The organism is Desulfobacterales bacterium (assembly GCA_034520365.1).
GTDB lineage: Bacteria > Desulfobacterota > Desulfobacteria > Desulfobacterales > Desulfosalsimonadaceae > M55B175.
On sequence record JAXHNP010000006.1, the window covers coordinates 1036002 to 1060568 of the forward strand.

At 46.8% G+C, this 24567-nt stretch carries 20 protein-coding genes; 14 read left to right on the forward strand and 6 right to left on the reverse strand.

Annotated elements, in window-relative coordinates:
• The first annotated feature begins 5 nt into the window (after positions 1-5).
• The 11 genes from U5L07_12635 to U5L07_12685 all read left to right on the forward strand — a co-directional run bounded on the left by U5L07_12635 (position 6) and on the right by U5L07_12685 (position 12408).
• Complete coding sequence (locus U5L07_12635; GenBank protein ID MDZ7832592.1) at positions 6-923, forward strand: fumarate hydratase; 918 nt, start codon at positions 6-8, stop codon at positions 921-923.
• A gap of 2 nt (positions 924-925) precedes the next feature.
• Positions 926-1549: a fumarate hydratase C-terminal domain-containing protein gene (locus U5L07_12640; GenBank protein ID MDZ7832593.1), complete on the forward strand. Its 624-nt coding sequence runs from the start codon at positions 926-928 to the stop codon at positions 1547-1549.
• Positions 1550-1608: 59 nt separating this feature from the next.
• Positions 1609-3375 (forward strand): FAD-binding protein, encoded by a 1767-nt coding sequence (locus tag U5L07_12645; protein ID MDZ7832594.1) that lies wholly within the window; start codon positions 1609-1611, stop codon positions 3373-3375.
• A gap of 73 nt (positions 3376-3448) precedes the next feature.
• The gene (locus tag U5L07_12650) at positions 3449-4156 is read left to right on the forward strand and encodes a 2Fe-2S iron-sulfur cluster-binding protein (GenBank protein MDZ7832595.1); all 708 of its coding nucleotides are present in this window, start codon (positions 3449-3451) and stop codon (positions 4154-4156) included.
• Positions 4157-4275: 119 nt separating this feature from the next.
• Positions 4276-4980 (forward strand): (Fe-S)-binding protein, encoded by a 705-nt coding sequence (locus U5L07_12655; GenBank protein MDZ7832596.1) that lies wholly within the window; start codon positions 4276-4278, stop codon positions 4978-4980.
• A 162-nt stretch (positions 4981-5142) separates the two neighbouring features.
• Positions 5143-6333 carry an MFS transporter gene (locus U5L07_12660; protein ID MDZ7832597.1) on the forward strand — a complete coding sequence of 397 codons (1191 nt, stop codon included), beginning with the start codon at positions 5143-5145 and terminating at the stop codon, positions 6331-6333.
• Between the two features lie 56 nt (positions 6334-6389).
• The gene (locus tag U5L07_12665; protein ID MDZ7832598.1) at positions 6390-7766 is read left to right on the forward strand and encodes an MmgE/PrpD family protein; all 1377 of its coding nucleotides are present in this window, start codon (positions 6390-6392) and stop codon (positions 7764-7766) included.
• A gap of 62 nt (positions 7767-7828) precedes the next feature.
• A complete protein-coding gene (locus tag U5L07_12670; GenBank protein ID MDZ7832599.1) occupies positions 7829-9223 on the forward strand; it encodes an MmgE/PrpD family protein in 1395 nt (464 codons plus the stop codon).
• 32 nt (positions 9224-9255) lie between these two features.
• Positions 9256-9783 carry a universal stress protein gene (locus tag U5L07_12675; GenBank protein ID MDZ7832600.1) on the forward strand — a complete coding sequence of 176 codons (528 nt, stop codon included), beginning with the start codon at positions 9256-9258 and terminating at the stop codon, positions 9781-9783.
• A 9-nt stretch (positions 9784-9792) separates the two neighbouring features.
• The gene (locus tag U5L07_12680; GenBank protein MDZ7832601.1) at positions 9793-11007 is read left to right on the forward strand and encodes an MFS transporter; all 1215 of its coding nucleotides are present in this window, start codon (positions 9793-9795) and stop codon (positions 11005-11007) included.
• 9 nt (positions 11008-11016) lie between these two features.
• Complete coding sequence (locus U5L07_12685; protein MDZ7832602.1) at positions 11017-12408, forward strand: sigma 54-interacting transcriptional regulator; 1392 nt, start codon at positions 11017-11019, stop codon at positions 12406-12408.
• A 68-nt stretch (positions 12409-12476) separates the two neighbouring features.
• On the opposite strand, the gene U5L07_12690 is transcribed toward U5L07_12685, so the two are convergent.
• The 4 genes from U5L07_12690 to U5L07_12705 all read right to left on the reverse strand — a co-directional run bounded on the left by U5L07_12690 (position 12477) and on the right by U5L07_12705 (position 17473).
• Positions 12477-13379 carry a carbon-nitrogen hydrolase family protein gene (locus U5L07_12690; protein ID MDZ7832603.1) on the reverse strand — a complete coding sequence of 301 codons (903 nt, stop codon included), beginning with the start codon at positions 13377-13379 and terminating at the stop codon, positions 12477-12479.
• A gap of 59 nt (positions 13380-13438) precedes the next feature.
• Positions 13439-14407 (reverse strand): glycyl-radical enzyme activating protein, encoded by a 969-nt coding sequence (locus U5L07_12695; protein MDZ7832604.1) that lies wholly within the window; start codon positions 14405-14407, stop codon positions 13439-13441.
• A gap of 32 nt (positions 14408-14439) precedes the next feature.
• Positions 14440-16905, reverse strand: coding sequence for a pyruvate formate lyase family protein (locus U5L07_12700; protein ID MDZ7832605.1), 2466 nt, complete (start codon positions 16903-16905; stop codon positions 14440-14442).
• A gap of 427 nt (positions 16906-17332) precedes the next feature.
• The gene (locus tag U5L07_12705; protein ID MDZ7832606.1) at positions 17333-17473 is read right to left on the reverse strand and encodes a hypothetical protein; all 141 of its coding nucleotides are present in this window, start codon (positions 17471-17473) and stop codon (positions 17333-17335) included.
• A 349-nt stretch (positions 17474-17822) separates the two neighbouring features.
• Between U5L07_12705 and ptsP the strand changes: the two genes are divergently transcribed.
• From ptsP to U5L07_12720, 3 genes are read left to right on the forward strand one after another with little or no spacing between them, the layout of a single operon-like run.
• Positions 17823-20177: a phosphoenolpyruvate--protein phosphotransferase gene (ptsP, locus tag U5L07_12710; protein MDZ7832607.1), complete on the forward strand. Its 2355-nt coding sequence runs from the start codon at positions 17823-17825 to the stop codon at positions 20175-20177.
• Positions 20178-21992: an AAA family ATPase gene (locus tag U5L07_12715; GenBank protein ID MDZ7832608.1), complete on the forward strand. Its 1815-nt coding sequence runs from the start codon at positions 20178-20180 to the stop codon at positions 21990-21992.
• The gene (locus U5L07_12720; GenBank protein ID MDZ7832609.1) at positions 21989-22783 is read left to right on the forward strand and encodes a hypothetical protein; all 795 of its coding nucleotides are present in this window, start codon (positions 21989-21991) and stop codon (positions 22781-22783) included. Before U5L07_12715 ends, U5L07_12720 begins: the two co-directional genes overlap by 4 nt.
• Positions 22784-22798: 15 nt before the next feature.
• Here the strand turns inward: U5L07_12720 and U5L07_12725 are convergent, their stop codons facing one another.
• Positions 22799-23185, reverse strand: a complete 387-nt coding sequence (locus tag U5L07_12725; protein ID MDZ7832610.1) for a pyridoxamine 5'-phosphate oxidase family protein — start codon at positions 23183-23185, stop codon at positions 22799-22801.
• A gap of 351 nt (positions 23186-23536) precedes the next feature.
• Complete coding sequence (locus U5L07_12730; protein ID MDZ7832611.1) at positions 23537-24364, reverse strand: hypothetical protein; 828 nt, start codon at positions 24362-24364, stop codon at positions 23537-23539.
• Positions 24365-24567 lie beyond the last annotated feature (203 nt).

The window sequence follows — 24567 nt, forward strand, 5'->3', positions numbered from 1 at the left end:
GGGTGATGATATCGCAGAAAACGTTAGAGAATAGCATTTATGACACAATAAGAAGAGGGTCCTGCTCTATTTCGCCGGATGTAGAGGGGGCTTTTGAGGATGCGATAAAAATTGAGACATCTGAAATTTCAAAAAAGGGATTTGATGCAACCTTAGACAGCCTGAAAAAGTGCCGTGCGCGAGACAGTTTGGCATGCCCTGATACCGGATGGCCCCTGTTTTTTATTAAAATGGGAAATGATGCCCAAATTGAGGGAGGGCTTCCTGCTATGGAGGAAACGGCGCGTCAAATGGTGATAAAAGCCACTCAGGACGGGTATTTGAGAAAAACTATGAAGCACCCCCTTACCGGTGAGGATCCGGGGGGGAACGTGGGCATGAATATGCCCAATTTTTCTTATAAATTTATTCCAGGAGACTCGTTTCAGATTACCTATGTGGCAAAAGGCGGCGGATCCGAATGTTTCGGCGGAAGCCGTCTACGGATTGTCGCTTTTGCCGATGGCTTGGTCGGCATTAAAAAAGCCGTGGTTGACTGGTACATTGCCGCCGCCAGAGCCGGCGCAATTTGTCCGCCTTCTGTGTTGGGGGTGGGTATAGGCGGGACCGGAGATGTGTGCATGCATCTGGCCAAAAAAGCCGCAACCCTTCGATTGATTGGCTCAAGGCATCCTGAGCCCATGATTGCGGATCTGGAAAACGAATTGTACGAAGGCATAAACTCTCTTGGTATTGGCGCAATGGGCTCCGGCGGGAATAAGTCCGTATTCGCTGTAAATGTAGAGTATTCCTTAACTCACATAGCCGGTATTGCAGTGGGCATTAGTGCGAATTGCTGGATTGCCAGGAGGGCTACCACCAGGATAAATTCCGATGGAAGCATTGAAAAATTGGATGATCCGAATTGGTTTAATGGGAGATAAATATGACTGAATACCATCTGCAAGTCCCTTTGAAGGACGAAGACATAAAATCTTTAAGACTTGGGGACATCATTTATTTTTCCGGCACAGCCTGGACCTGTCGCTCCAAACTTCAGCGATATATCTTCGATGAAGGCCATGAACTGCCATTTTCCACCGAAGATAAAAATTTGCTGATTCATGTTGGTCCCGTAGTCATTGATGAAAACGGTAAGTGGAAGCTGGTTTCGTTTATGCCGACCTCAAGCATCCGGTTTGAAAAGTGGGGGGAGAAATCCATCCGCAAATTCGGACTAAAAGCTATTGTCGGCAAGACCACCATGGGGGAAAATACCGCCAGAGCAATGAAAGAACTGGGTTGTATTCATGCCACGCCTATAGGTGTGCCCGTGCAGGCTTTTCTGGATCGAATAACGGTAAAGGATGTTTATTTGTTTGATGAACTCGGTAGTATTGAAGCTGCATGGATTTTGGAATTAAAGGACCTGGGCCCTTTTTTGGTGGATATCGATACGACCGGCCGCAATCATTTTGACAGGCTGGATAGTGTTATCGATGAAAATCGCAAAAAAGTCTATGAAAAATTAGGCATTCCTGAAGATTTTGAGTATACGAAGCTTTACTAGAAATACAACCAAAAGCCTATGATGAAAAATACAATTTATAGATTATGGAGAGGAAAAAAATGCAAGATCTTAATGTACCGATAAAGCAAACCGATGTTCTTGTGATGGGAGCAGGCGGTGCTGGAATGCGAGCGGCGATCGCTGCTGCTGAAAAAGGCGCCCGGGTTGTTATCGCAGCCAAGGATTTGTTTGGCCACAGTGGCTGTACTCCTGTGGCAAAAGGCGGATATGCCGGCATGCAAGGGCCGGGAGATGATTGGAAACTCCATTTTGAAGATACGGTTCGAGGTGGAGGCGGAATCAACAATCAAAAGCTTGTTGAAATTATGGCCAAACAGGCCAGAGAACGGCTACTTGAATTAGAGGAATGGGGGGCCGCGTTTGACAGGGATAAGGACGGTAGTATTTATTTGCGTAAATTTGGCGGGCATTCCGCCCCCCGCAGTTGTATCAGCGGCGATGTTACCGGCCGTGAAATGATCTGGGCTTTAAAGCGCAAATGCTGGGAACACGAATTGATTGAGGTGGCAGATGAAACTTACATTAATCAGCTCTTGGTAAATGATGGAGAAATTTCAGGGGCTGTTGGAGTTCAGCTGCAAACCGGAAAAATTGTCGCATATGAGTGCCCGGTGGTGATTCTGGCAAACGGGGGTTCCGGCCGGTTGTGGCCGATAACCTTTGCCACAAAGGGAAAATGCGGCGACGGTTTGCGTCTGGCCTATGAGGCAGGCGCGGAACTGGTGGATATGGAATTTTTTCAGATTCATCCCACTGGATGGAAATGGCCGCCGGCTGTCATTGGACGGGTTATCAGCGAGGGGGTTAGAGCAGATGGGGGCCAGTTGTTAAATAAGAACATGGAAAGATTCATGTGGAAGTATGACCCCGAGAGGTTGGAACTGGCTTGTCGGGACTATGTTTCGCGGTGCATATATAAGGAGGTCAATGAAGGGCGAGGCACTGAGCATGGAGGCGTTTGGCTGTCGATCACCCATTTGCCGCCTGAACATATCGAAAGAAAACTGGCGGCATTCATGGCAACTGGCCAAGTTGCCGAGATAGACGTCAGAAAGCAGGCTATAGAAATATTCCCCGAGCATCATTATCAAAATGGCGGCGTAAAAATTGATGAAAACGCCAGAACCACCGTAACCGGCCTTTACGCGGCCGGCGAGGCAGCCGGGGGTGTGCACGGCGGAAACAGGCTGGGCACCAATTCTTTGGCGGATTTAATGGTGTTTGGCAAAATATCAGGGGAACATGGGGCTGAATATGCCAAAAATGTTAAACGGCCAGAGATCGTTAAAACTCAGCTGGAAGAAGAAGTAGCAGCTATTCGTAACCCTCTGGGAAGAGATTCGGATGTAAGTCCCTACGAACTTTCAAAAAAACTGCATGATGTCATGTGGGAAGAAATGCATATTGAACGGAGCGGAAAAGGCTTGAGCAGATGTCTGGAAGTTACCGCTGAGGTTGCAGAGCAGTTTAAGAATGTGTCTATTCCCGGCAAATCTTTATATTTAAATGACGCATGGACAACAGCTATGGAAGTTCGCTCCAGAATGGTGGTGGGCGAGATCATGACCAGAGCCTCCATGTACCGCACGGAAAGCCGCGCGGCGTTGTTTAGGAACGATTACCCGCATGTAGATCGAAAACAATGGGATAAAAATGTGATCGTCAAGATGGAAAACGGCGAAATGAAGCTGGAAACCTCTCCCGTTGTGGTAACGATTTGGCCCACTGAAAAGATTGACTTGGTCAAATTTCCAGTACCAGGCGAAGAACATGAACCCGGCGCGAGGGTTTTTTGTGAAGTCTGAAGATCATTGTAAACCTTTATATTAAAAACGATTCTGTGGTTCGAGCCTAGTTCACGTAGAAAAGGAGTCAACGATGTCAGAAAATATAAATATCAAAATATACCGGTATGATCCGGAGAAAGATGCGGAAGGCGGGCTTGAGCAATACTCGCTGTCCAAGCTGCCGGGGATGAGAATACTCGGGGCCTTGAAAGCCCTCAACGATCACGGCCATAACATTTCATACCGGTATAATTGCGAGGAATGGGAATGCGGGTCGTGCGCTGTTTACATCAACGGCAAAAAATCGGTTCTGGCCTGTAAGACCGAAGTTCAAGATGGAATGGTTATAGAACCTGTACCGGATTTAAAGGTATTGAAAGATTTAATTGTTGATAGAGAAAAGGAGAATAAGAAGCAGGCCGAGTTATATAAAGTCCCCGGAACCAAAATTGGATCGGAATTGAGCTACGAGGTTCAAAACAAAATGTGGAAAGCCATCACCTGCATGGAGTGCGGCGTCTGCCTATCTTCATGTCCGGTTTTACACCCTACAGGCGGTTCATACACATATAGCGGTCCTGAGTTTATGGTTCAGCTGTTTAGAACGGAGCTTGATACGCGGGTAGATAAAAACTCTCTTGAGACAAGCAAAAAAGAGGGTATCTGGGAGTGTACCGCCTGCCGGCATTGCGTTGAAAATTGTCCGCAGGACATTCCCATTCTTGATCAGATTCTATATCTGCGTAACAAAATCATCGATGAGAAAGGAAAACTTGTACCGCCCAGATCCGGGACCTGAATGAGCGGCTTTTTAAAACCAAAAATCCATACGGCAAACCCAAAAAGAGAAGATCAGATTGGGCCGAGGGGCTCAATGTCCCCGATATTCAGGCCGGTCAGCAGGACATTTTGTTCTTTGTGGGAAGCGAGCAATGCTATAACCCGCGCGATCAGGAAACCGCAAGAGCCCTGGTCGATATTTTTCGGAATATAAAGATTGATTTCGGCACACTTGGCAACGTTGAGGCTGATGCAGGTGAGTACGCCTTGTCCACTGGCGAGGAGGCGCTTTTTGAGGAACTTGCGGAATTAAATATAAAATCGATTCAAAAAGCCAAATTCAAGGCTGTCGTAACGGTCTCCCCGCATGATTACCACGTTATGAAAAACGAATATCCCAAACTTGGGGGTGATTTTAATGTGCTTCACTTTACTGAGTTTCTTAATGAGATGATTCAGGACAACAAGCTGAAGTTGGGGCAAAATTTCAACAAAAAAGTCGTATATCATGATCCCTGCTTTTTGGGCAGATATAATAAGATGTTTGATGCGCCTAGAAATGTTCTTAAGGCTATACCCGGCCTGAATTTGGTTGAAATGAGTAAAATTCGTGAAGATTCAGAGTGTTGCGGCGGCGGCGGTGGCGGGGCCTTTATCGATATTCCCGCAGGCGAGCGGATATCGGAGCGCAGGGTGGCACAAGCACTTGAAACAGGCGCCGAGATTCTGGCAGTTGCCTGCCCGTTTTGTATGGCCATGTTTGAAGACGCGGTTAAGGCGCTGAGATGCGAAGACAAGATTGAAGTAAAAAATATTGCTGAAATTGTTCGCGATGCGCTTTAGCTGCCATTTATAACCTATATTTTAGAAAGACCCGGCAATGGGATGACGACCGGAAAATGAATTGGCAAACAGATTTGTTTTCTGGCCGTCATCTTTTTGCAAGTATTGCCGGTTCACTTTTCTGGCTTCGGCTGCCCTCTGATTTAAATGAGCTGATTTCAAATGGATAAAAGCAATAAAATACTGCTTCTCACCACAGCATGCCATGGTGTTAATCACATGTTCTGGGAGGCTATCGGCCCCCTGATGCCATTTTTGATTGCGGCATACAGCCTCACTCATACCCAGGCGGGAGAACTGGGCCTGGTCTATATACTGATTTACGGTCTTATGAATTACCCTTCAGGATATTTGTCAGATAAGTGGGGGAAGCGAATTTTTATACTGCTTTTTCTGCTTATCTCTTCGCTTTCTTTTCTCATGATCGTGTTTTTAGACATTTATTGGCAGCTACTGCTGATATTCGCATTGGCTGGTTTTGGCGGCGGACTATATCATCCTTCCGGGACGGCGATACTTTCCAATACCTTTACAGCCAAATTAAGAGGCAGATCTTTGGGCCTGCACGCCTCCGGCGGAGCAATGGGGATCCTTTTTGCTTATCTGATTGTCAGCGTGTTTAGCAAGGCATTGGGTTGGAAATTTGCGGTAATTTGTATGGCTGGCATCGGGTTTTTATTGCTTCTTTATTTTGTTTTATTCGCATGGCGGGATTTGGAGGGAAAAGATGAGCAATTTCAGGACGCTTATTCCGAAGCAACCCAGGAAGCTGCCCCTTTCGGTTTTTTTAAAGTAATTAGGAGCATTCCTCACCTTCTACTCATTTATGCCATGGTCATGTTTTTATTTAAAGGGGCGTATGTATGGGTGCCGACTTATCTAAAAGAAGCATACAACTTGGAAGTTGCAACAGCAGTGTCATTAACGATTATTCTGCCCGTGATGGGGTTGTTTAGCAATTATTTGATGGGAATGTTGTCGGATTCAGTCGGCAGGAGAAAGAGCCTGATTTTTGTTTTTTCAATGCTGGTTGTCTGCCTTGTGAGTATGTATATCGGATTTAAACCGATATTGATTCCGTTGCTTGTGGTATTCGGTTTTTTTATCAACTCCTTTTCCGGCATTATCAACGCGTTTGCAAGAGATTTACTGCCTCCTGATGTCATGGGGATGGCTTTTGGCATTATATTTACATTTTCCATCTGCATCAGTTCGCTGGCGCCATATATTATGGGGATTATATCGGATAAGTTTTCTTTGTCCGAGAGTATGTTATTTTTGGCGTTTATCGCTGTTGCAGGAGTGGTGATTACCCTGCTTATTCCGGCCAAACCCGTGGAGGCAATTTCTTGATTATGCAAAAACAGGGTTATCTGTAAACAATGAAAAGCTTATAAGGGGGGGAAGATATGGACCCAATTTTTAAATTCTCTGATAATATAGTGAAGACAAGGTATGATGATATTCCACAAGAGGCGGTTTTAGCAACCAAACGACAGCTTATGGACGCCATTGCCGCTGGAATTGCGGGAAGTTCGGCAGAATCGGTTAAAGAACTCTTCGATATTTTCACTGATTGGGGGGGGAAGCAGGAAAGCACTTTATGGGTCTTCGGCAACAGGCTGCCGAGTGTTGCCGCCGCTCAAATCAATGCCACAATGGTACATTCAAGGGATTTTGACGACACACATGACAGAGCTGTTCTTCATCCCGGTGCCGTCACCGTCCCACCAGCGTTTGCATTGGGTGAAAGTCTTGGAAATGTCAGCGGTAAGGAGATTATAACCGCGGTGGCATTAGGCGTGGATCTCACCTCCAGGCTTTGCCTGGCCTGCACGAGCGATTATTTTGCAGGCGGATGGCATTACACGCCATTGCATGGAAGCCTGGGTGCAACGGCTGTGGCCGGCAAACTTCTTAATCTGGATCACGATAAACTTGTGCATGCATTTGGTATTGCCTACCACCAGGCAGCTGGAAATTTGCAGTGTGTTGATGACGGGGCATTGACAAAGCGATGCGGACCGGGTTTTTCAGTCCGCAACGGAATTCTTTCAGCATTAATGGCAAAAAAGGGGATAACGGGCGCCCGCAATGTGCTAACCGGCAAAAGAGGGCTGTACCATCAATATCACCGTGGTTTTTTTAATGCCGAAAATCTTACGGACGCACTGGGAAAGAGATTTGAAGGTGTCAATGTCAGCATCAAGCCTTATCCCTGCTGCCGATATAATCACCCTGCTATCGATGCCGCTCTGCATTTGATGGATACCCATCAATTTTTACCATCTGCTATAGATTCCATTACTATTCATATCGGCCAGAGTGCTACCGGGCTTCTGGCTGAACCGCCGGAGATCAAGAAAAATCCACGGAATGCTGTTGATACCCAGTTCAGTATACCCTGGGCGGTTGCTGTGGTATTTGCTTACGGCAAGCTGAGCATCGGCAATTTTTCGGATGAAGCCACAAAAGATAAAAAAGTCCTGTCATTGAGTAATAAAGTCAATACTGTTACGGACAAGGATTTATCAGTGGCCGGAATTGAACCCTGCATTGTGACGGTGAAAACGCAGGGAGGTGAAACTTATACTAAAAGAGTGGATACCCCTTATGGATCGCCGGATAACCCAATGTCGATTGATAACATATCTGAAAAATTAAGAAATGCCGTACCTTTTGGCGTAAAACAATTAGATGAGGCCCAAGTCGAAAAGCTTATCAAAATGGTCGCAGAATTCGATTCGGTTAAACGCATGGATATAATTGGCGAGATGTTGGGATAAACCTGCCACGGAGCGGTATCGGCTCAATTAATGTAAATCTCGGACCCAAAGGGTTTTAGCAAATGGATGCGATTCAAACTATTTCAGAAAGATTTCAAGAAATTAACTATAGTGATTTGCCAGCTGAAGTGGTGGATGCCACCAAAAAGCTGATACTGGATACTATCTCAGTGGGTATTGGTGGCAGCAGCGCCGAGGGCATAAGTCAGCTCAAGCAGTTTTTTGTGGATCAGGGGGGTAAACAAGAAAGTTCTGTCTGGGTTTTCGGAGCCGGTTTGTCCTGTGCGGCTGCAGCTCAGCTGAATGCTACCATGGTTCATGCACTGGACTTTGACGATACGCATGACCGGGCGGTGATTCATGTGGGGGTGACTTCCGTTCCGACGGCACTGGCCGTTGCAGAACAAACCGGAAATGTTGACGGGAAAAAATTTATAACCGCCGTGGCCCTTGGGGTTGAGATTGCCTCCAGGTTATGTCTGGCCAATACCGTTTCAATGTTTGAACGCGGATGGCACTATACCACATTGCACGGAAATTTTAACGCAACAGCTGTTGCAGGTAAGTTGCTGGCCCTGGATGCAGAGGAAATGATAAACGCCTACGGGTTGGCATACCATCAGGCAAGCGGCAATCTGCAGGGATTGATTGATGGTACATTGGCCAAGCGGCTGGGCCCGGGTTTTTCCGTTAGAAACGGCATCACAGCCGTCCAAATGGCGGCAAAGGGATTGACGGGTCCGCGCAACAGCCTGTCAGGCAAGCATGGGTTTTTTAATGTTTATCATCGCGGCGATTACGAGCCTCAAAAACTTGTTGACGGGCTTGGGGAAACATACGAGGTGGCAAATTTGAGCTACAAGCCTTATCCCTGCTGCCGCGAAAATCATTTGTCCATTGACGCGGCCCTGCAGTTGCGGTCTGAGTTTGATATTAAACCGGAAGACATTAAAGAGATCAATGTGAATATGAGCCGGGAAGGAATGGTTGCGGTATTTACGCCTTTGAGCGAGAAGCAGAATCCGAAAAATGTTGTTGATGCTCAGTTCAGTACCCCCTGGACCGTGGCCTGGGCTCTGGTCTATGGTTCGGTCGGCATCGAAGCTTTCAAGCCAGAGGCTATTTACGATGAAAAGGTCCTGGATTTATCCCGCAGGATAAATGCCGTGCCAGACGATTCCCTTTCGCAATTGGGGGTTAGCCCCACTATAGTTAACATAGCCACCAAAAACGGGCAAAATTATACCAAAAAAATAGAAATTGCTTACGGCTCTCCTGAAAATCCCATGACTATGCAGGATATGGCAAACAAGCTGAAAGCTTGCGCTGGAAATGCGGCTGGGGTTTTCAGCGGTACGGAGATCGATGAGCTTTCCTCAATGTGCATGAACCTTGAAGATTTGAATGATGTGCGTGCTGTCACCCGCATCTTATCCGCTCCGCAAACCCGGAGTTGATTTCAAGAAAAATTTAGCGGAAAGGAAGGAAAATGAAAAAAATAAAAAAGATAATGGCGGCCATTGATCTTTCGGATTATACGTGCTCGGTTCTGGAAACAGCTGAATTGCTGGCAGCAGGATTGCAAGCTGAGCTGCTTGTTACCAATATTATAAATCCAGAAAACATTGAAACTATTAAGTTGGCCGAGCAGTTGGAACATGATTACAAGAATTTTTTTCAAGCTGTAACTGCTGATAATTATTTGGAAAAAATAAAGGAGGAAAGATCCAGGCAATTGGACGCAATGGTTGAACAACTGGGGATGGGTCATATTTCCGCAAGAAAGATCTACAGGGTTGGCGTCCCCTTTGAGCAGCTTATCTGGATTGTAAAAGACGAGGATGTGGATATTGTGGTTATAGGCCCCAAGGGCAAAACAAATCTTTCAACAGTTTTGTTCGGAACAACAGCTGAGAAGGTGTTCCGCCATTGTCCGGTCTCCGTGTTAAGTGTTCGCGAGAAAAAATCCGATGATCTTCGTGCGTGCATGTTTCTGGAGTCAAAAAAGGGCCAGTAACCCCGAAAATTGAACGAGCCAAAATCAAAAAGTCACCTTAACTATACATGGGTTGTGCTGGCGCTGATCACTGGCATGCATGCCATGAACATCTTTTCCGGACGAAGTATCGTTCCGTTATCGCCTTTAATACAAAGCGAGTTAGAGCTTTCCCATACCCAGATTGGAATGTTTACTTCCGTGTATTTTGCCGGGGCTTTTTGCTTTTCTTTTCCCATGGGATGGCTGGTCGATAAAATAGGCGTGTATTGGACAATGCCCCTTGGCCAGCTTATTGTTGGCACTTTTATTTTTTCAATAAGTTTTGCCGATTCCTTTATCCAGATCTGCATAATGCTTTTTTTAGCGGGTATCGGCCATGCGGCGATTAACCCGGCTACTGCAAAAGTTGTAATGGCGTGGTTCCCCCTTAAGCGAAGAGCCATTGCCATGGGTTTCAAGCAAACCGGGGTACCTATTGGCGGGGCTTCTGCAGCCTTTCTCTTGCCGGCGCTTTCGGTCAATCTGGGATGGCGGAATGCATTGGTCATAAGCGGCTTGGTGTCGATTGTCTCCGTTGTTCTAAGTTTTTTGTTTTATCGAAAACCCGTGTATGAAAAGCAAAACTATTTTCCGGCCTCACTAGCTGTCTCCCGCCTTCCTGCAATTATGAAGAACAGGGATATTATGCTTCTTAGTGTTCTCATGATTGGCTTTTTAATGCTTCAATCCGCACTTGAAACCTACCTCGTATTATACTGCATCGATGTATTGAATTTAACACTTATTACCTCCGGTTTGATGCTAGCGGCCACCCAAATAGGGGCAGTTATAGGCCGGGTGGGGTGGGGACCGGTAAGCGATATTTTGCTGCGCGCCCGACGCAAAATCGTGCTAATTATCATCGGCGCCATATCATCGGTAATGTGTTTTAGCTTTGCCCTGCTGGGTTCGCATATGCCCCTGTGGATCATTGGAGTCTTGGTTCTTATTTTCGGGGCCTGCGCAATTGGCTGGAACGCTGTTTACATTGTGCTTGTTGTCGAGTTGGCGGGTCGGGGCAGAGAGGGGCGGGCGCTGGGAATAAGTCTGACGATTGCTTTTATCGGACATTTGATCGGGCCTCCGATTTTCGGATATTGTGTGGATTACTTTGGCTCATATACAGCATCCTGGCTTGTTTTTTGCATAATGATGATTGTCGTTACCTCATTAATAAACCTTATCCATGAGCCTGCAAAATAGCTTTACAGGTTGAGTGCAAAAAAAAATATGATTACTCAAAAATGCAAGCAAATCCTTAACACCTCCTATGACGGGATTTATGTTACTGACAGCTCCGGCAGAGCGCTTTATGTAAATGAGGCATATTTCCAGATCACCGGCCTGAAGCAAGATGACGTGTTTGACAAAACCCTGGATGAATTAATCAGTGGTGGGTACATCAAAAGTTCAGTAGCCAAAAGGGTGCTGCAATCCAAAGAGGTGACAACCATTGTCCAGGAAATAGGCAGCAAACAGGTAATAATTACCGGGACCCCCTTGCTGGATGAAGATGGAGAGGTTGTTCTGATTGTAATTAATATTCGCGATATTTCTGAACTAAATTTTCTTCGGGAAAAGTATGAAGCCGCCCACCGCCTGTCAGAGCAATATTATTCAGAGCTTGCAGAACTCAGGCTGCAGCAGTTAAACATGCGGCAAATTGTCGCCAAAAGTAAAAAAATGCATGATCTTATTCAATTGGCAATGAGGGTATCCAGAGTTGATTCCACTGTGCTTATTAAAGGCGAGTCAGGGGTTGGCAAGGGGGTTTTTGCCGAGATGATCCACAATGCGGGCTTGAGATCGGCCAAGCCCTTTATACATATCAATTGCGCCTCTATCCCGGAAAATTTAATGGAGGCCGAGTTTTTCGGCTATGAAAAAGGCGCTTTTACGGGCGCAAAGGACCAGGGGAAAACCGGATTGTTTGAAATCGCCCATGAGGGCACCATCTTTCTTGATGAAATAGGCGACCTTCCTTTAATTCTGCAGCCCAAATTGCTGCAGGTATTGGAGACAGGCGAGCTTCGCCCGATCGGAGGGGTCAACAGTAAATTTGTTGACGTGCGCGTGATTTCAGCGAGCAACAAGAATCTCGAAGAGATGGTAAATCAAAAGGAATTTAGGGAGGATTTGTATTATCGTTTGAAGGTGATTGAAATAGAAATTCCTCCCCTGCGGGAACGCAAAGAGGATATTCCCGCCCTGATTAACAATTACCTGCAAAGATTCAATGCGAGATATGGCTCAGATAAACAGCTTTCCATAGAAGCAATTCACCGGCTTGCAGCCCACCCCTGGCGGGGCAATATCAGGGAGTTGGAGAATTTAATTGAAAATTTATACGTTATGTCCGACAGTAAGTTCATTACGCTGCCTGATCTTCCAGACTATATCGTCAGTCCCCAGCAGGGCCAGACGCCGGCAGACGAACATTTTTCGCCATTGGATATGAAAGAGGCGGTGGTTAAAATAGAAAAGCAAATGATCAATGACGCTTTTAAGAAATGCAAAAATACTCGGGAAGCCGCCAGGCTGCTCGGTGTTAGTCAGCCTACACTAGTGCGGAAGATGAAAAGATATGGATTGCAGGGCTTGTAAAAGAAAAATGCAGCCCCCGCTGTTGGGGGCCGCAAAAATTAACCCGGGAGCTTCAGTCGGGCTGAAACCTAAGCCAGAATATCCGCATATGCTTGCGGCTTTCTTTCATTTTTAAAGTTGATCACCTGAGTGACTTTTTCAATTTCCTTCAGATCTATTTCTTCAGCTATATGACCCCATTGCTCGTTTTCAATCTGCTTGATAATCTTACCGGATGGATGGATGATCGCGCTTTTCCCAAAGTGATCTCTAGCCTCGCGTTCCCCTTCATTTTGTTCGTCTCCGGCCTTATTTACTTCCACAATATAAAACTGGTTTTCCATTGCTCTTACTTCCAGTTCCTTCAAGAAGGTCTCACTGCGGAAACCCCAGGTTGCCACGAGCACAAAAACAATCTGAGCGCCTTTGACCAATAATGATCGATAGGCTTCCGGAAATGAGCGGTCAAAACAGATGAGAATTCCAATCTTGGTTCCGTTATCCAGCTCAAAAACAGGAAATTCCTTGCCGGCTCCGCCGAATTTTTCAAAGTAGTATTTTTCATCAGTGCCAAATGTCTCGGTATGGATTTTGGGCAGATGTACTTTTCGATAAATTCCGACAAGTCCCTTGGTAGGGGACAGGAGACAGGCTGAATTGTAGTAATTTGTTGCTCCATTCTCAACAGCTTTCTCCATAAATGTCCCAATTATGTGTGTGTTTAGTTCCTTCGCCCTTCGGGTCAGAGTTGTCACTGTTGGTCCGTCTTTAGTCTCAGCGTAATCAAAGAAGGAGTCTGGATCAATCCCGCCGACATTCATATCCGATTTCATCGGACCAAAGTATGGCGCGGTCATAAGCTCTGAAAAAGCCACAATATATGGTTGTTCTTTTTTAACCACGTTATCCAATGCCTCGTTACAAAGTTTCATATTCTCTTCATAACTTCCTGGATACGGACCTGCTTGAATCCCAGCGACTTTAATTGACATAACATACCTCCATAAAATATTTTTTTGGTTTTTGGGGAGTCTTATAGCTTTTTATAAATTTAGCCTCCAATTTTAATACGAAACTTTTGCGCATCAAATAAATTCGAAATATGTTCTATTTCATTCGGGGTCAAAGGTTCAACATCGTTCAGAGGGTAACTTTTTCCTAATTTTGCGTACTTTTGTACGCCTAAACGGTGATAGGGCAGCAAATGGACTTCCTCTATGGAACCGTTTAATGTTTTGAGATATTTAGCTGTTTCCTTCAAATGGCTCAGCTGATAATTAACCCCGGGTATAATCGGCATACGGATAATTATCTGCTTTTGTTCAGACACAATTTGGTTTAGATTGTAAAGTATTTGTTCATTGGTGACCCCTGTGTATTCAAAATGTTTTAATGGATTAAGGTGCTTGATATCAAAAAGAATCAAATCGGATTGGCGTACCAGTGATTTTAAAACGGGCCAATTGGCGTATCCATTAGTTTCTATCGCTGTATGGATTCCCTTAGAATTCAACTTGGCTAAAAGAGCGGCTGCAAATTCCGGCTGAGCTGTTGGTTCGCCGCCGGATAGGGTTACGCCTCCTCCGGAATTTCTAAAAAAAGGTTCATCTTTAAGAATCTCCTCTGTCAGTTCTTTTAACTCTATTGAATAGCCACGCATTTGAATGGATTCGGTTGGACAAGCTTCGGTGCAAATTCCACAGATGTCGCATTTGGCTCTGTTGATGATTATTTTGCCCTCCTCAAGGCATAGCGCCCCTTTAGGACAAGATTTAATACACAATCCACAGCCTATACACGAACTGTTGAAAACCATTAATTCAGGCTTGGGGGATATGGATTCCGGGTTACAACACCAAACACAATTAAGAGGACAGCCTTTCATAAAGACTACCGTTCTAACTCCAGGACCATCGTGCACACAATAGCGCTGAATATCAAAAATTGTGCCCTGTATGCTGTCGCTTCGTTCGTTTCTTGTTTTTCTTAATTCTTTTTTTCCAGGATCTAAAGAATACATGTATAGACTCCTAAAGAGAGTTCGAGACTTATCTATATGTTCTGGATTGATCTAAGGATAATATCGTCTTGCAGTTTTTTGTCCAATTCCACAAAAAAAGCACTGTAACCCGCGACTCTGACAACTAAATTCCGGTAACTCTCGGGATTCGCTTGTGCTTCTCGAAGGAGTTCAGGAGAAACCACGTTCGTTTGAACATGCAATCCTTTAAGATCTACCATATACGTTTTTAAGACATCCGCAAACCTTCTGACCTTGTCTTGTTCGGCTACCATTGTAGGTGTTGTACTAATAAAGAGAGAGGCAGCATTGGTATGAGATAAGTCAAGCTTACTGGCAGATTTGCATACAGCAGTCGGTCCATTCTTATCACATCCGCTGGTGGGGGTTATCCCAGTTTGATGCGGTGCAAAAGCTTTTCGCCCATTAGGGGTTGCGCCTGTCGCCATGCCAAGGGGGACATGGAAGGTCACAGAATGAAATTCCGGCCACATTTTGCCGCCATTTGGATTGTAGCAATTTTGGACGCTATCATAATATAGATGGGCCGCTTGCTTAACTATATCATCTACTTCATTTTCATCATTTCCATATTTTTTTATTTTATTAAGTAAAGTCTGTCTTAATTCCTCCATGCCTTCGAAGTTCCTCTCCAACGCATGAATTAAATCTTGCAGATCAATTTTCCGGTCTTCGAATACCATTTTCTTAATTGCGTAAAGGGATTCACCCGCTGTAACAATACCGACCCCTGTTATGGTACCCCCCCAGTTATATCTAGCGCCACCATTAGTTAAGTCCTTCCCCTTCTCAATACAATCATTTAAAAGGATAGAAGTATATACCAACGGCAACTCTTCTTTAAGGATATCTGTTTCAGCGATAATTCCACTCTCTTCTACTTTTAAGGTGTAGTCGAGCTGGTGTTTGAATGCTTCCATTACTTCATCAAATGTTTTAAAGGTTTTTACATCACCGGTAGAAATACTTATTTTTTTTCGGGTCAGCATATCCATGCCATCGTTTAAGGTAAGTTCCAGTACTTTAGGTATATTGTACCATCCCATATGTAATTTTCCGTAAAGTCCATGTGCACATACAGTGGAACAACCAAGCATTGTGTAATCCCGCGCATCATCTAAAGAAAGACCGCGCTCCACAAGCCCTTTGATAACCGCTTCATCACCAATGAGCTGGGGAAGGCCACCTCCTTGTTTATTTACGATTACTGCTTTATCTATAAGTGGTTTGGGAGAGTGTTTGTGGATTCTAAGGCTGGTTTGCGGTCTGGGTAATTGGACATGCGCCTGGGCTTCTAATAGCATATATGAAAGTTCATTGGTAGCGTCATTTCCGTGTTTATCGACACCCCCGATAGTAATGTGATTGTTTACATTTATATTGCCGGAACGGCCAAACTTAATCAGGGAATAGCTTGGTCTGGGCTTAGGCGTTTCACTGCCTTTGATAAAATACAAATCAAGAAGTTCCTGAGCCTCTTCTTTTGATATAAAGTTTTTCTGTAAATCCTTTTTATAGTAGGGATAAAGATACTGGTCGATACGTCCAGGAGCTGGACCTTCTCCACCATGCTCACTAAGAGCAATTAATTGGGTGAACCAACAGGATTGTAAAGCTTCATGAAAACTCCTGGCAGGTCGGGCCGGCACTTGACTGCATATATCAGCGATCTTAAGAAGCTCTTTTTTTCTTTGAGGGCTATTTTCTATGTTGGCAAGTCTTTTTGCTTCATCTGCATAACGCTTTCCGAAGTCGGCCATTGCTTGGCAAATAGTTGCGGCGGCGCGCCAGAACATGACTTTTGAATTATACTCCGGGTCTTGTTTGGGTAATTGGGAAATGTTTTTCTCAATCTCTTCTTTTAAACCCAAGAAGCCCGAGGCTAAAACTTTTTTCACATCGATCATTGTTCGCCCCACAGCAGCTGGATCCATTGATTCCATGTATACCAGATGATCCCTTAGAACTTTGTCTTGTTCAGGCAGCCGCTCCCAGGTTAAATGCCTCAGCGATTTTCCTTTCCAATATGAAACAACTTCTTTTAAATCCTTTTTGACATCTTCTGTCATTAGGGGAATTTCGACCCCGATATTTTTTTGGTCTTGAATTTTCAACTCTTCTTCAAGCCAAGCAGTATCAACTTCAGGGAAGATCGGAGCCCCCACATAAGCTTTAGTATTTTGACCAACAATTAATTCATTGTCCATTATATAGACGCTCATTTTTTTCAGCAGAGCCTGCATCGCCATAGCTCGTCGCTCTAGAATTGGTTTGCCTTCTGTTTCTTGATATGATTGCGTTATCAGGCGAGCCCTTTCCGAGCAGAAATAATAGGGTTTTGCGTGATTCAATAAATTTTGTCTTACTTTAAGAACCCTTTCGGTTGGCTGTGTGAGATTTGAAGTTGCGTTATCCTCAAATTTATCAAGTTTGGTATCAATCTTTGTTTTTTCAGTTGCGACGCTAAAGGTTTCCATGTTTGTCTCCTTGCAAAAAAGTTTTAGATATTTATTATAAGAATAATTGATTAAGATAGAATTCAATTTTTATGCCAGAATATTTTCTAATTTAATATTTTTTAACTATTTGATTTAAGCTAATATAAATATAAAATGAGTATATACACATGTAATTTAAGGCCATATGTTTGATGCATATTTGAATCACCGTTTCGTTTGTGAATCACTGTTTTACTTTAGGTTTGGTAGGTTTTCGTCTCCACTATCGCCTTAAATGTTAGTTACCAGCGGGTTTTTCCTGAGTGAGTTCTCCGTGGCGGTTCGTGGGTGCTGGTTTTCTGGATGTTCCAGGTACTATTTGCCGCGACCGTGGGTCTGAGGGGCCTTCTGAGAATGAGTTGATAAATTTCATTTAGGTGCTGTTTTTTAAATGTTTCGAAATTCCCTATCGTTCATCGGTTAACCAATGAATGTATGACGGCCGGAGAATATAGGCATCTCCAGTTCTCCAGGTGTTTTCAGCGGTCTGGACAAGCACCCGGTACCGCTGATAGGCATCTCCGTCGAATGCATCAATTCGTTGCAAGGCGGGCTGATTCAGATTAAAATAAGTTGTTCTGCCTGTATGGTCGCCGGGCCGGGGGGATGATGGCCAGGCAAACCTTGGCCTTTCCCCGGAATCGGCCGTAATTTTTTAATATTCCCGGTTTTTTGTGAAAGTCCCGGCCCGCAATACGGACAAATATTGACGGAACCATTAAAGTTCCGTAAAGAAACAAATTTGTTGTGTTCATCGGATCGATTTTTTCATATGGTGGCATTATTGATCAGGCCGCCGCTAAGTAAGCCATTAATATATATTCAAGATCGACGCCGATTGGGATTTTTTTGCGAAAAATAAGATTTGGGCAAGGCCCATGCCAGGAAGTTTTTGAATGAAACGCGACCAGATCCATTTACTGCAGGATATTTTTCAGACCATTGCGGAATCTGAGAGTCCGGAACAATCGCTGGAACGCATCGGTCAGATGCTGATTGACCGGCTGGGCATAGATGTGTGCTCGGTTTATGTATTTGATGCCGCGGCTGAAAAACTGGTGCTCCGGGCGACCGTCGGATTGACCAAGGAATCCGTGGGTGAGATTTCCATGGACGTCCACGAGGGGCTCACGGGGCTTGTGCTTGAAACCATGAAACCGGTTTTCGTGGTGAATCCGAGTGAGCACCCCCGGTTTAAATACTACGAGAACTCCGGCGAGGAACAATATCAAACCTTTCTGGGGGTACCCCTGATCTATCACCAGCAGGTGCTGGGGGTGCTGGTCATCCAGACCATTGCCCCGGACAGTATTGCCGAGGCGGATATCCCGGTTTTTGAAAATATCGCCAGCCAGATTTCCGCCACCGTAGCTTATACCGGGATTCTAAAGGGGTTTTCCGGAAAGCAGGGCGGGTCCGAATCGGCCGCCGATTCGCCGGAAACCGCCGGGCGCGCTTATCGCCGCAATTACCTGCGAGGGGAGTCAGTCTCTTTCGGGGTGGCAGAGGGGTATGCTCATTATTTGCCGGAAAACATCAATTTCAGCCAGGTTCATTGCACGCTCACGGAAAATACTGAAGAGGATATCGAGCGGCTTGAAAACGCATTTAACCGCGCGGCCAAGCAAATCAAGCATATCGCCGAGCAGGCCAGGGCTCTTTCCACCGAGGAATCCGGGATTATCGAAGCCCATCTCATGTTTCTCAGGGATAAGAACCTGAAACAGAAAATTATCTCCAGGATCAATGCCGGTTCGTGTGCGGAATATGCTTTGAGACAGGTAATCTTTGAATACGTGGACATGTTCCGGGCCATTGAAAATCCCTATTTAAATGACCGGAGCGAGGATATCCTGGATATCGGCCACCGGGTGCTGGAAAACCTGATCGGCGGGCCAAACGGCGAGCATCCCGCGTTCAGCCGGGAAACCATTCTCATCGCTTCGGATCTCTCGCCGGTGAATCTGCTGGCCATCCGGCAGCCCAATTTAAAGGGAATTATCCTGGTCAACGGCGGACGCACTTCGCATACGGTGATTCTTGCCAAATCCTTTGAAATTCCGATTGTGATAGGCGTTGACGGGGTGCTGGAGACGGTGCGGGAAAATGATTATGTGATCCTTGACGGCACCTCCGGGTTTGTCTTTGCCAACCCGCCGGACGAGATTCAGCGGGAATACGAGCGGCGCAGAAAAGACCGGGAACAGGCCATTGAAGAAATGGCCGCTTCGCGGGGCCAGCCGGCCGTGACCCGGGATGGATTTCCGGTTACCGTGGGCGCCAACATTGGCCTGCTGTCGGATACGGAACTGGTGGCCAAATACGGGGCGGATTATATCGGTCTGTATCGCACAGAGTTTCCGTTTATGCTGCGCAAGTCCTTTCCCACCGAAGAGGAGCAGGTCGAACTCTACGGCAAAGTGCTTGAAAATTCAGCCCCGCTGCCGGTCACCATTCGGACGTTTGATGCCGGCGGAGACAAAATGTTTTCCTCCCTGGACGACGGGCCGGAGGATAATCCTTTTCTGGGGTGGCGTTCCATCCGGATCAGCCTGGATATGGAGGATCTTTTTCGTACTCAGGTCCGCGCCATTCTGCGGGCCTCCGCCTTCGGGCCCACCCACATACTGTTTCCCATGATTTCCTGCATGACAGAGATTCATCGGATTCGGGCGATTGTTGCCGAAGAAAAAGAGAATTTAGGCAAGCAGGGATTCGCCTTTGATCCCAATATACAGTTGGGCATTATGGTGGAGGTGCCGGGGGCGGTCCATATTTTGAAGCGGATGCTTGCGCATGTTGATTTCGTGAGTATCGGCACCAATGATTTAATCCAGTATCTATTGGCGGTGGACCGCAACAACAAACGGGTGGCCAGCCGTTATACTGTGCTGCATCCGTCGGTGATTGCCACTATTGCCGAAATTGTGGCCATATGCCGCGAAGCCGGCAAGATGATCAGTATATGCGGCGAAGCTGCGGCCAATCCCCAGGGGATTTTTCTGTTCCTGGGGATGGGGGCGGATCGCATCAGTATGACCCCATCGGCCATTCCTATGGCCAAAAATTTTATCCGAAGTATCCGGCGTGAAGATGCTGAACAATGTTTGCGCGCCGCCCTGGACATGGAGGATGCGGGCGCAGTTTCCCAGCTGCTCAATAGTTGTTTGCGGGGTTTGCCGTTTTTGGGATATGCCATGGATTCCCCCGGTATTCAGAAAATTGACATGATGGCCGGAATGGACGGGTAAATGTACAATCACTTCTTCGGTTTTAAGGAGCGGCCTTTCAAGCTGGTCCCGGATCCGGATTACCTGTTTTTAAGCAGGAGCCACGAAGAGGCGCTCGCCCATTTGAAGTATGCGGTTTTAAGCGGCGAGGGGTTTGTTGAAATCATCGGCGAGGTGGGCACCGGAAAAACCATGCTCTGCCGGGCATTTCTGGAAAGCATGGGGCCGGATGTCGAGACCGCCTATATTTTTAACCCCAAGATGGATGCCCATGAACTCTTGATGGCGGTTAACGCAGAGTTTGGCATCCCCTCCGATCATGATACCATCAAAGCCCTGATCGATGAACTCAATCAGTTTTTGATGGCGCAAAAGCGGCAGGGCCGCAAGGCCATCCTGTTAATTGACGAGGCGCAGAACCTGAACCAAACCGTGCTGGAACAGATCCGGCTTTTGACCAATCTGGAAACCGCAAAGGACAAGCTTTTACAGATCATTCTGGTCGGTCAGCCCGAGCTGGGCGATCTTCTGGACTCCTATGAGTTAAGACAGCTCGGCCAGCGGATTACTTTAAGCTGCCGTCTCAGGCCGCTTACCCGAAAGGAAACGATCGCCTATATCAATCACCGCTTGCATATCGCGGCCTGCAAACAGAACCGGATTTTTACCAATTATGCCATCCGGAAAATCCACCGATATGCCCGGGGCGTGCCCCGACGGATTAATATCGCCTGCGACCGGGCCCTGCTCTCCGCATACGGTGAGAATCGGTTGCGGGTGAGCGGCCGCATAGCGGATTCAGCGATTCGGGAACTTACTACCCGGGGCGATATTCGCCGGCCGGTGAGCCGGATCAGCGGAAAATGGCCGGCGGTATTTGCCGCAGCCGGTTTTCTGCTTGCGGTGCTGATATTGTATCAATCAGATATTAAGGCATTTTTTGGCTATCTGGAAACTAGCAAGGCCAACCATAGCACGGATCAATCCGAAAATTCCGCTGAACGCCGGTCAAGCCCTGAAAATTCGCCGCCTGCATCCCAAAACAGCAAAAACCCTTCACAAGCTGCCCGTGCGGATTCCGAAAGTACTGATGCCGAAAAGCACGCAGCACTTGACGTAAGCGCCAAAGCCAAACCGCCGGCAGAGTCCCCGCCGCCTTCCCCGGTTGTGGAAAATCTGTCCGATCTCCTGAAAATTTGGGCTGGAAAGGACTCCCGCAAACACGCAGTGGCAGCCATTCTTTCCAAGTGGCGGCCAGAGCCGGTCTTTTCCCGTGAGTTTGCGCAGATCAAGGCGGATGATTTGTTTATTGAGCTCTCCAGCCGGCTAAACGGGCTTTATGCCCACCGGCTTGACGGGGATTTGGATTTGATCCGCAAACTTAATCTTCCGGCCATTTTAGAAATGGATGCACCTGTACAGGATGATCCGGTGTTTCTGGCGGTTACCGGGGCGGACGAAGATAGCCTGACCCTTCAGGCGGCTGCGGCGGAAAACAGCCTGACCGTGCCCTATGCGGACATCCTTTCCCAGTGGAACGGAGTGGCCTATGTGCTGTGGGAGAACTTTTATCATTATCGGGGCATTATTCCCCTTCATGCGGCCGGTGATTCGGTGATTACGCTTAAGATGCATCTGCGGGATCTGGGATTTACGGATCTGGATATCAATGCAGCCTATGATGACCGCACCCGCTCTGCGGTGCGGGCGGTGCAGGCCCGGCACGGCATTCCGGTGGACGGGTATGTGGGCCCGCTCACCAAGATGGTTTTATACAATGAACAAAAGGGCCTCAAGATTCCGCATTTGGATACCGGCCGGGGCGGTAAGCCATGAGTTCTATTCTAAAAGCGTTAAAAAAACTGGAGCAGGATGCAGGGGCTTCTGCGGATATGCCGAACCTGCCGGACGGGGGGATGCCGCCGGTTCGCCACAAATTCCGGCTCTATGCCTTAATTGGGATCGGTGTGCTCATGGCTGCCGGGATTTTTCTCTTTATCCGGCTGGCCCCCTCTGTTTTAACGACCCGAACCGCAGAAAATATGGATTCGCGGAACAGCCTGCATGCGACTGGTAAAAAAACCGAAAATTTGGGCATTACAGGGGATTTGAAGGCGCAGCGGCCGGCAGCAGGCTCTGAAAGGGCTTTTCCCGAAGCGCAGTCAAAGGAAGATGAGCAAAAGTCTGTGCCGGAAAAGTCAGCTTCCGGCACAGATCTTCAAACAAATAACGATGTGGCTGCCCAACAACTTAATGATAGGATGAAAGATAGCGAGCCTGAAGCAGCAGCCGCGTCCAAACCCCCGGCGCAAGCGGCTATGGCACATCCCGCAGCGAATTCGTCCGCAAAAACGCCCCAGCCGCCTGAAAACCGATCTGATGAAACGCCGCAGCCGCTCGCCATACCATCAGAGTCCGGTGACACCCCCATCCTGGAGGATATCGGTCTGCGGATTCAGGCCATCTCATGGAATGAAACCCCGAGCAAGCGCATTGCGGTCATCAACAGCCGCCTGTGCCGGGAGGGCGAGCGGATCAACGGCTTTCGTATCCTTAAGATCAACCCGGACGATATTGTGGTCTCTAACGGCGAAACAACCGGCGCACTGATGTTTAAACTCAATTAGCGCCAAAGTCGAAGGTTATTTTCCGCCGGAACCCACCAGGGGCAGCTCCTTGTCCACCTGAAAATAAACCAAGAACCGGGCTTCTTCATTCGGCGGGTGGTCTTCCGGGTAGCTCCGCCGCTTCAAAGATTCAATAAGCTCCCTGTCCTCGTCTTCTTTGGTCTTGGTCAAAAACAGGCGTTTCCCCTTGTAGCCGGGGCCGTCCTCAATAAACATGTACGCCGCTTTGGGGTTGGACTGCAGGTTTTTATGGGACAGCCGGTCGCGCATGATCATGGCGATGCTGCCGTCGTCCATGACATGGGGTCTGGCATAAATGGCGCAATCTACATTGCCGTCCTTGTCAGCGGTTGAAATAATTCCGGTTCCCTTGGTGTTTTCAAAATAAGATTTAAGGTCCATGACAATTCCTTTCGCATCTGATGTGGTTTACTGTCAATTGTTTGCTATCGTTCAATAATAATAGCCATGATTTACAGCCCATCAACCTGATTGAAAAAAAGCCCTGTTTGCATGGGCCGGATTTTTTGAGAATTTTTGCTGCAAGGATGAAAGCTTTGGCCAAGGAAATCGGAAGGATGAGATGCTATGAGGATGCCAGGGCAAAATACAAAATTAATTTGCTTGACTCGGATCATACTTTAGCGTTAAGCAATAAACCTTGTCTGTGGCGCTGGAATGATTTTCCCTCTCTTTGGGAGAAAAAGCCCTGATCCAGCGCCACAGGCAATTTTTTTGTTTTGCCTTCCCGGATCAGTTGCCGAAAAGGCCTTTTACTTTATCTTTTACGGAATCTGCCGTCGAATCGAGTTCCTTCTGGCCTTTTTTGAGCGCATCGTCGAGCTGGCCCCTGGCGTCAAGTTCCAGATGCTCGAAATCTTCTCCAAGCTTTTTTAGCTCTCTGTTTAGCGCCTCGCGGACCTGGGCGGATTGAATTTCCTCGTATATCGCGTCAAATATGATCTGTAATGCCTTGGCCGGCGTAATACCGCCGTCCTTTTCTCCGATATTTTTCAGATGGAGATCCGGCAGCGTGGCGGTGACTTTTTGGTCTTTGAGCATGGTCATGGCCAGGTTGACCTGGCCGTCCGTTAAAATAAAATCCTTGATGATGATATTTTTTTTGGGTTTTTCCTTTTCCGGAGGGGCGGGTTTTTTCTCCGCCGGCGGGGCTTCTTTAGCGCCGGTGGTCTCCTTGATGTTGTTTAGGATAGCCCGGAAGTTATCCGTTTTGCCCTTGATTTCATAGTTGATATGCGGGGAAACCACTTCAATTCTGTCAATAACGATGGGATCCTGCATGATGGTTTTTTCGTTCAGGTTTACATGGATTTTTTTTACCGTCACAGCCTCAGGGGTATCAAAGCCCTCGGGGTTGCCGAGCAGAAAGTCGGCAAGCGTGGCCTCCGCCGCAAACAGGGCCACATCCACATCCGCCAGTTTGACCTCTGTCTGGGTGATTCCCGGGCCGTATTTATTAACAGCGGTTTTAATCATGGGACCGAGGTTGGAGACGGCCACGGCAATAATGATGATAAGAATCACAAGAAGTACGCCAATGCCGATTAGAAATTTCTTCATAGGATTAACCTCCGGAATGGTAAAATTATGGGTATTTGGGACCATGCGGCCTGAACAGGTTGTTAAGTTTTGGAAATCCAATAAACTCTTAACCCGGTTAATTCTACAATTTTTTCTGGCGAACGCAAAGCATAATTTGGCGGGGTAACCTGAGAAACGGTAAGCGTTGATTATAAAAAATATGCCTTCGGCAAAATATTGGA

Coding starts and splice junctions, on each gene's coding strand:
- U5L07_12635 (MDZ7832592.1), top strand. CDS start 6: ATGATATCGCAGAAAACGTTAGAGAATAGCATTTATGACACAATAAGA.
- U5L07_12640 (MDZ7832593.1), top strand. CDS start 926: ATGACTGAATACCATCTGCAAGTCCCTTTGAAGGACGAAGACATAAAA.
- U5L07_12645 (MDZ7832594.1), top strand. CDS start 1,609: ATGCAAGATCTTAATGTACCGATAAAGCAAACCGATGTTCTTGTGATG.
- U5L07_12650 (MDZ7832595.1), top strand. CDS start 3,449: ATGTCAGAAAATATAAATATCAAAATATACCGGTATGATCCGGAGAAA.
- U5L07_12660 (MDZ7832597.1), top strand. CDS start 5,143: ATGGATAAAAGCAATAAAATACTGCTTCTCACCACAGCATGCCATGGT.
- U5L07_12665 (MDZ7832598.1), top strand. CDS start 6,390: ATGGACCCAATTTTTAAATTCTCTGATAATATAGTGAAGACAAGGTAT.
- U5L07_12670 (MDZ7832599.1), top strand. CDS start 7,829: ATGGATGCGATTCAAACTATTTCAGAAAGATTTCAAGAAATTAACTAT.
- U5L07_12675 (MDZ7832600.1), top strand. CDS start 9,256: ATGAAAAAAATAAAAAAGATAATGGCGGCCATTGATCTTTCGGATTAT.
- U5L07_12690 (MDZ7832603.1), bottom strand. CDS start 13,379: ATGTCAATTAAAGTCGCTGGGATTCAAGCAGGTCCGTATCCAGGAAGT.
- U5L07_12695 (MDZ7832604.1), bottom strand. CDS start 14,407: ATGTATTCTTTAGATCCTGGAAAAAAAGAATTAAGAAAAACAAGAAAC.
- U5L07_12700 (MDZ7832605.1), bottom strand. CDS start 16,905: ATGGAAACCTTTAGCGTCGCAACTGAAAAAACAAAGATTGATACCAAA.
- ptsP (MDZ7832607.1), top strand. CDS start 17,823: ATGAAACGCGACCAGATCCATTTACTGCAGGATATTTTTCAGACCATT.
- U5L07_12715 (MDZ7832608.1), top strand. CDS start 20,178: ATGTACAATCACTTCTTCGGTTTTAAGGAGCGGCCTTTCAAGCTGGTC.
- U5L07_12720 (MDZ7832609.1), top strand. CDS start 21,989: ATGAGTTCTATTCTAAAAGCGTTAAAAAAACTGGAGCAGGATGCAGGG.
- U5L07_12725 (MDZ7832610.1), bottom strand. CDS start 23,185: ATGGACCTTAAATCTTATTTTGAAAACACCAAGGGAACCGGAATTATT.
- U5L07_12730 (MDZ7832611.1), bottom strand. CDS start 24,364: ATGAAGAAATTTCTAATCGGCATTGGCGTACTTCTTGTGATTCTTATC.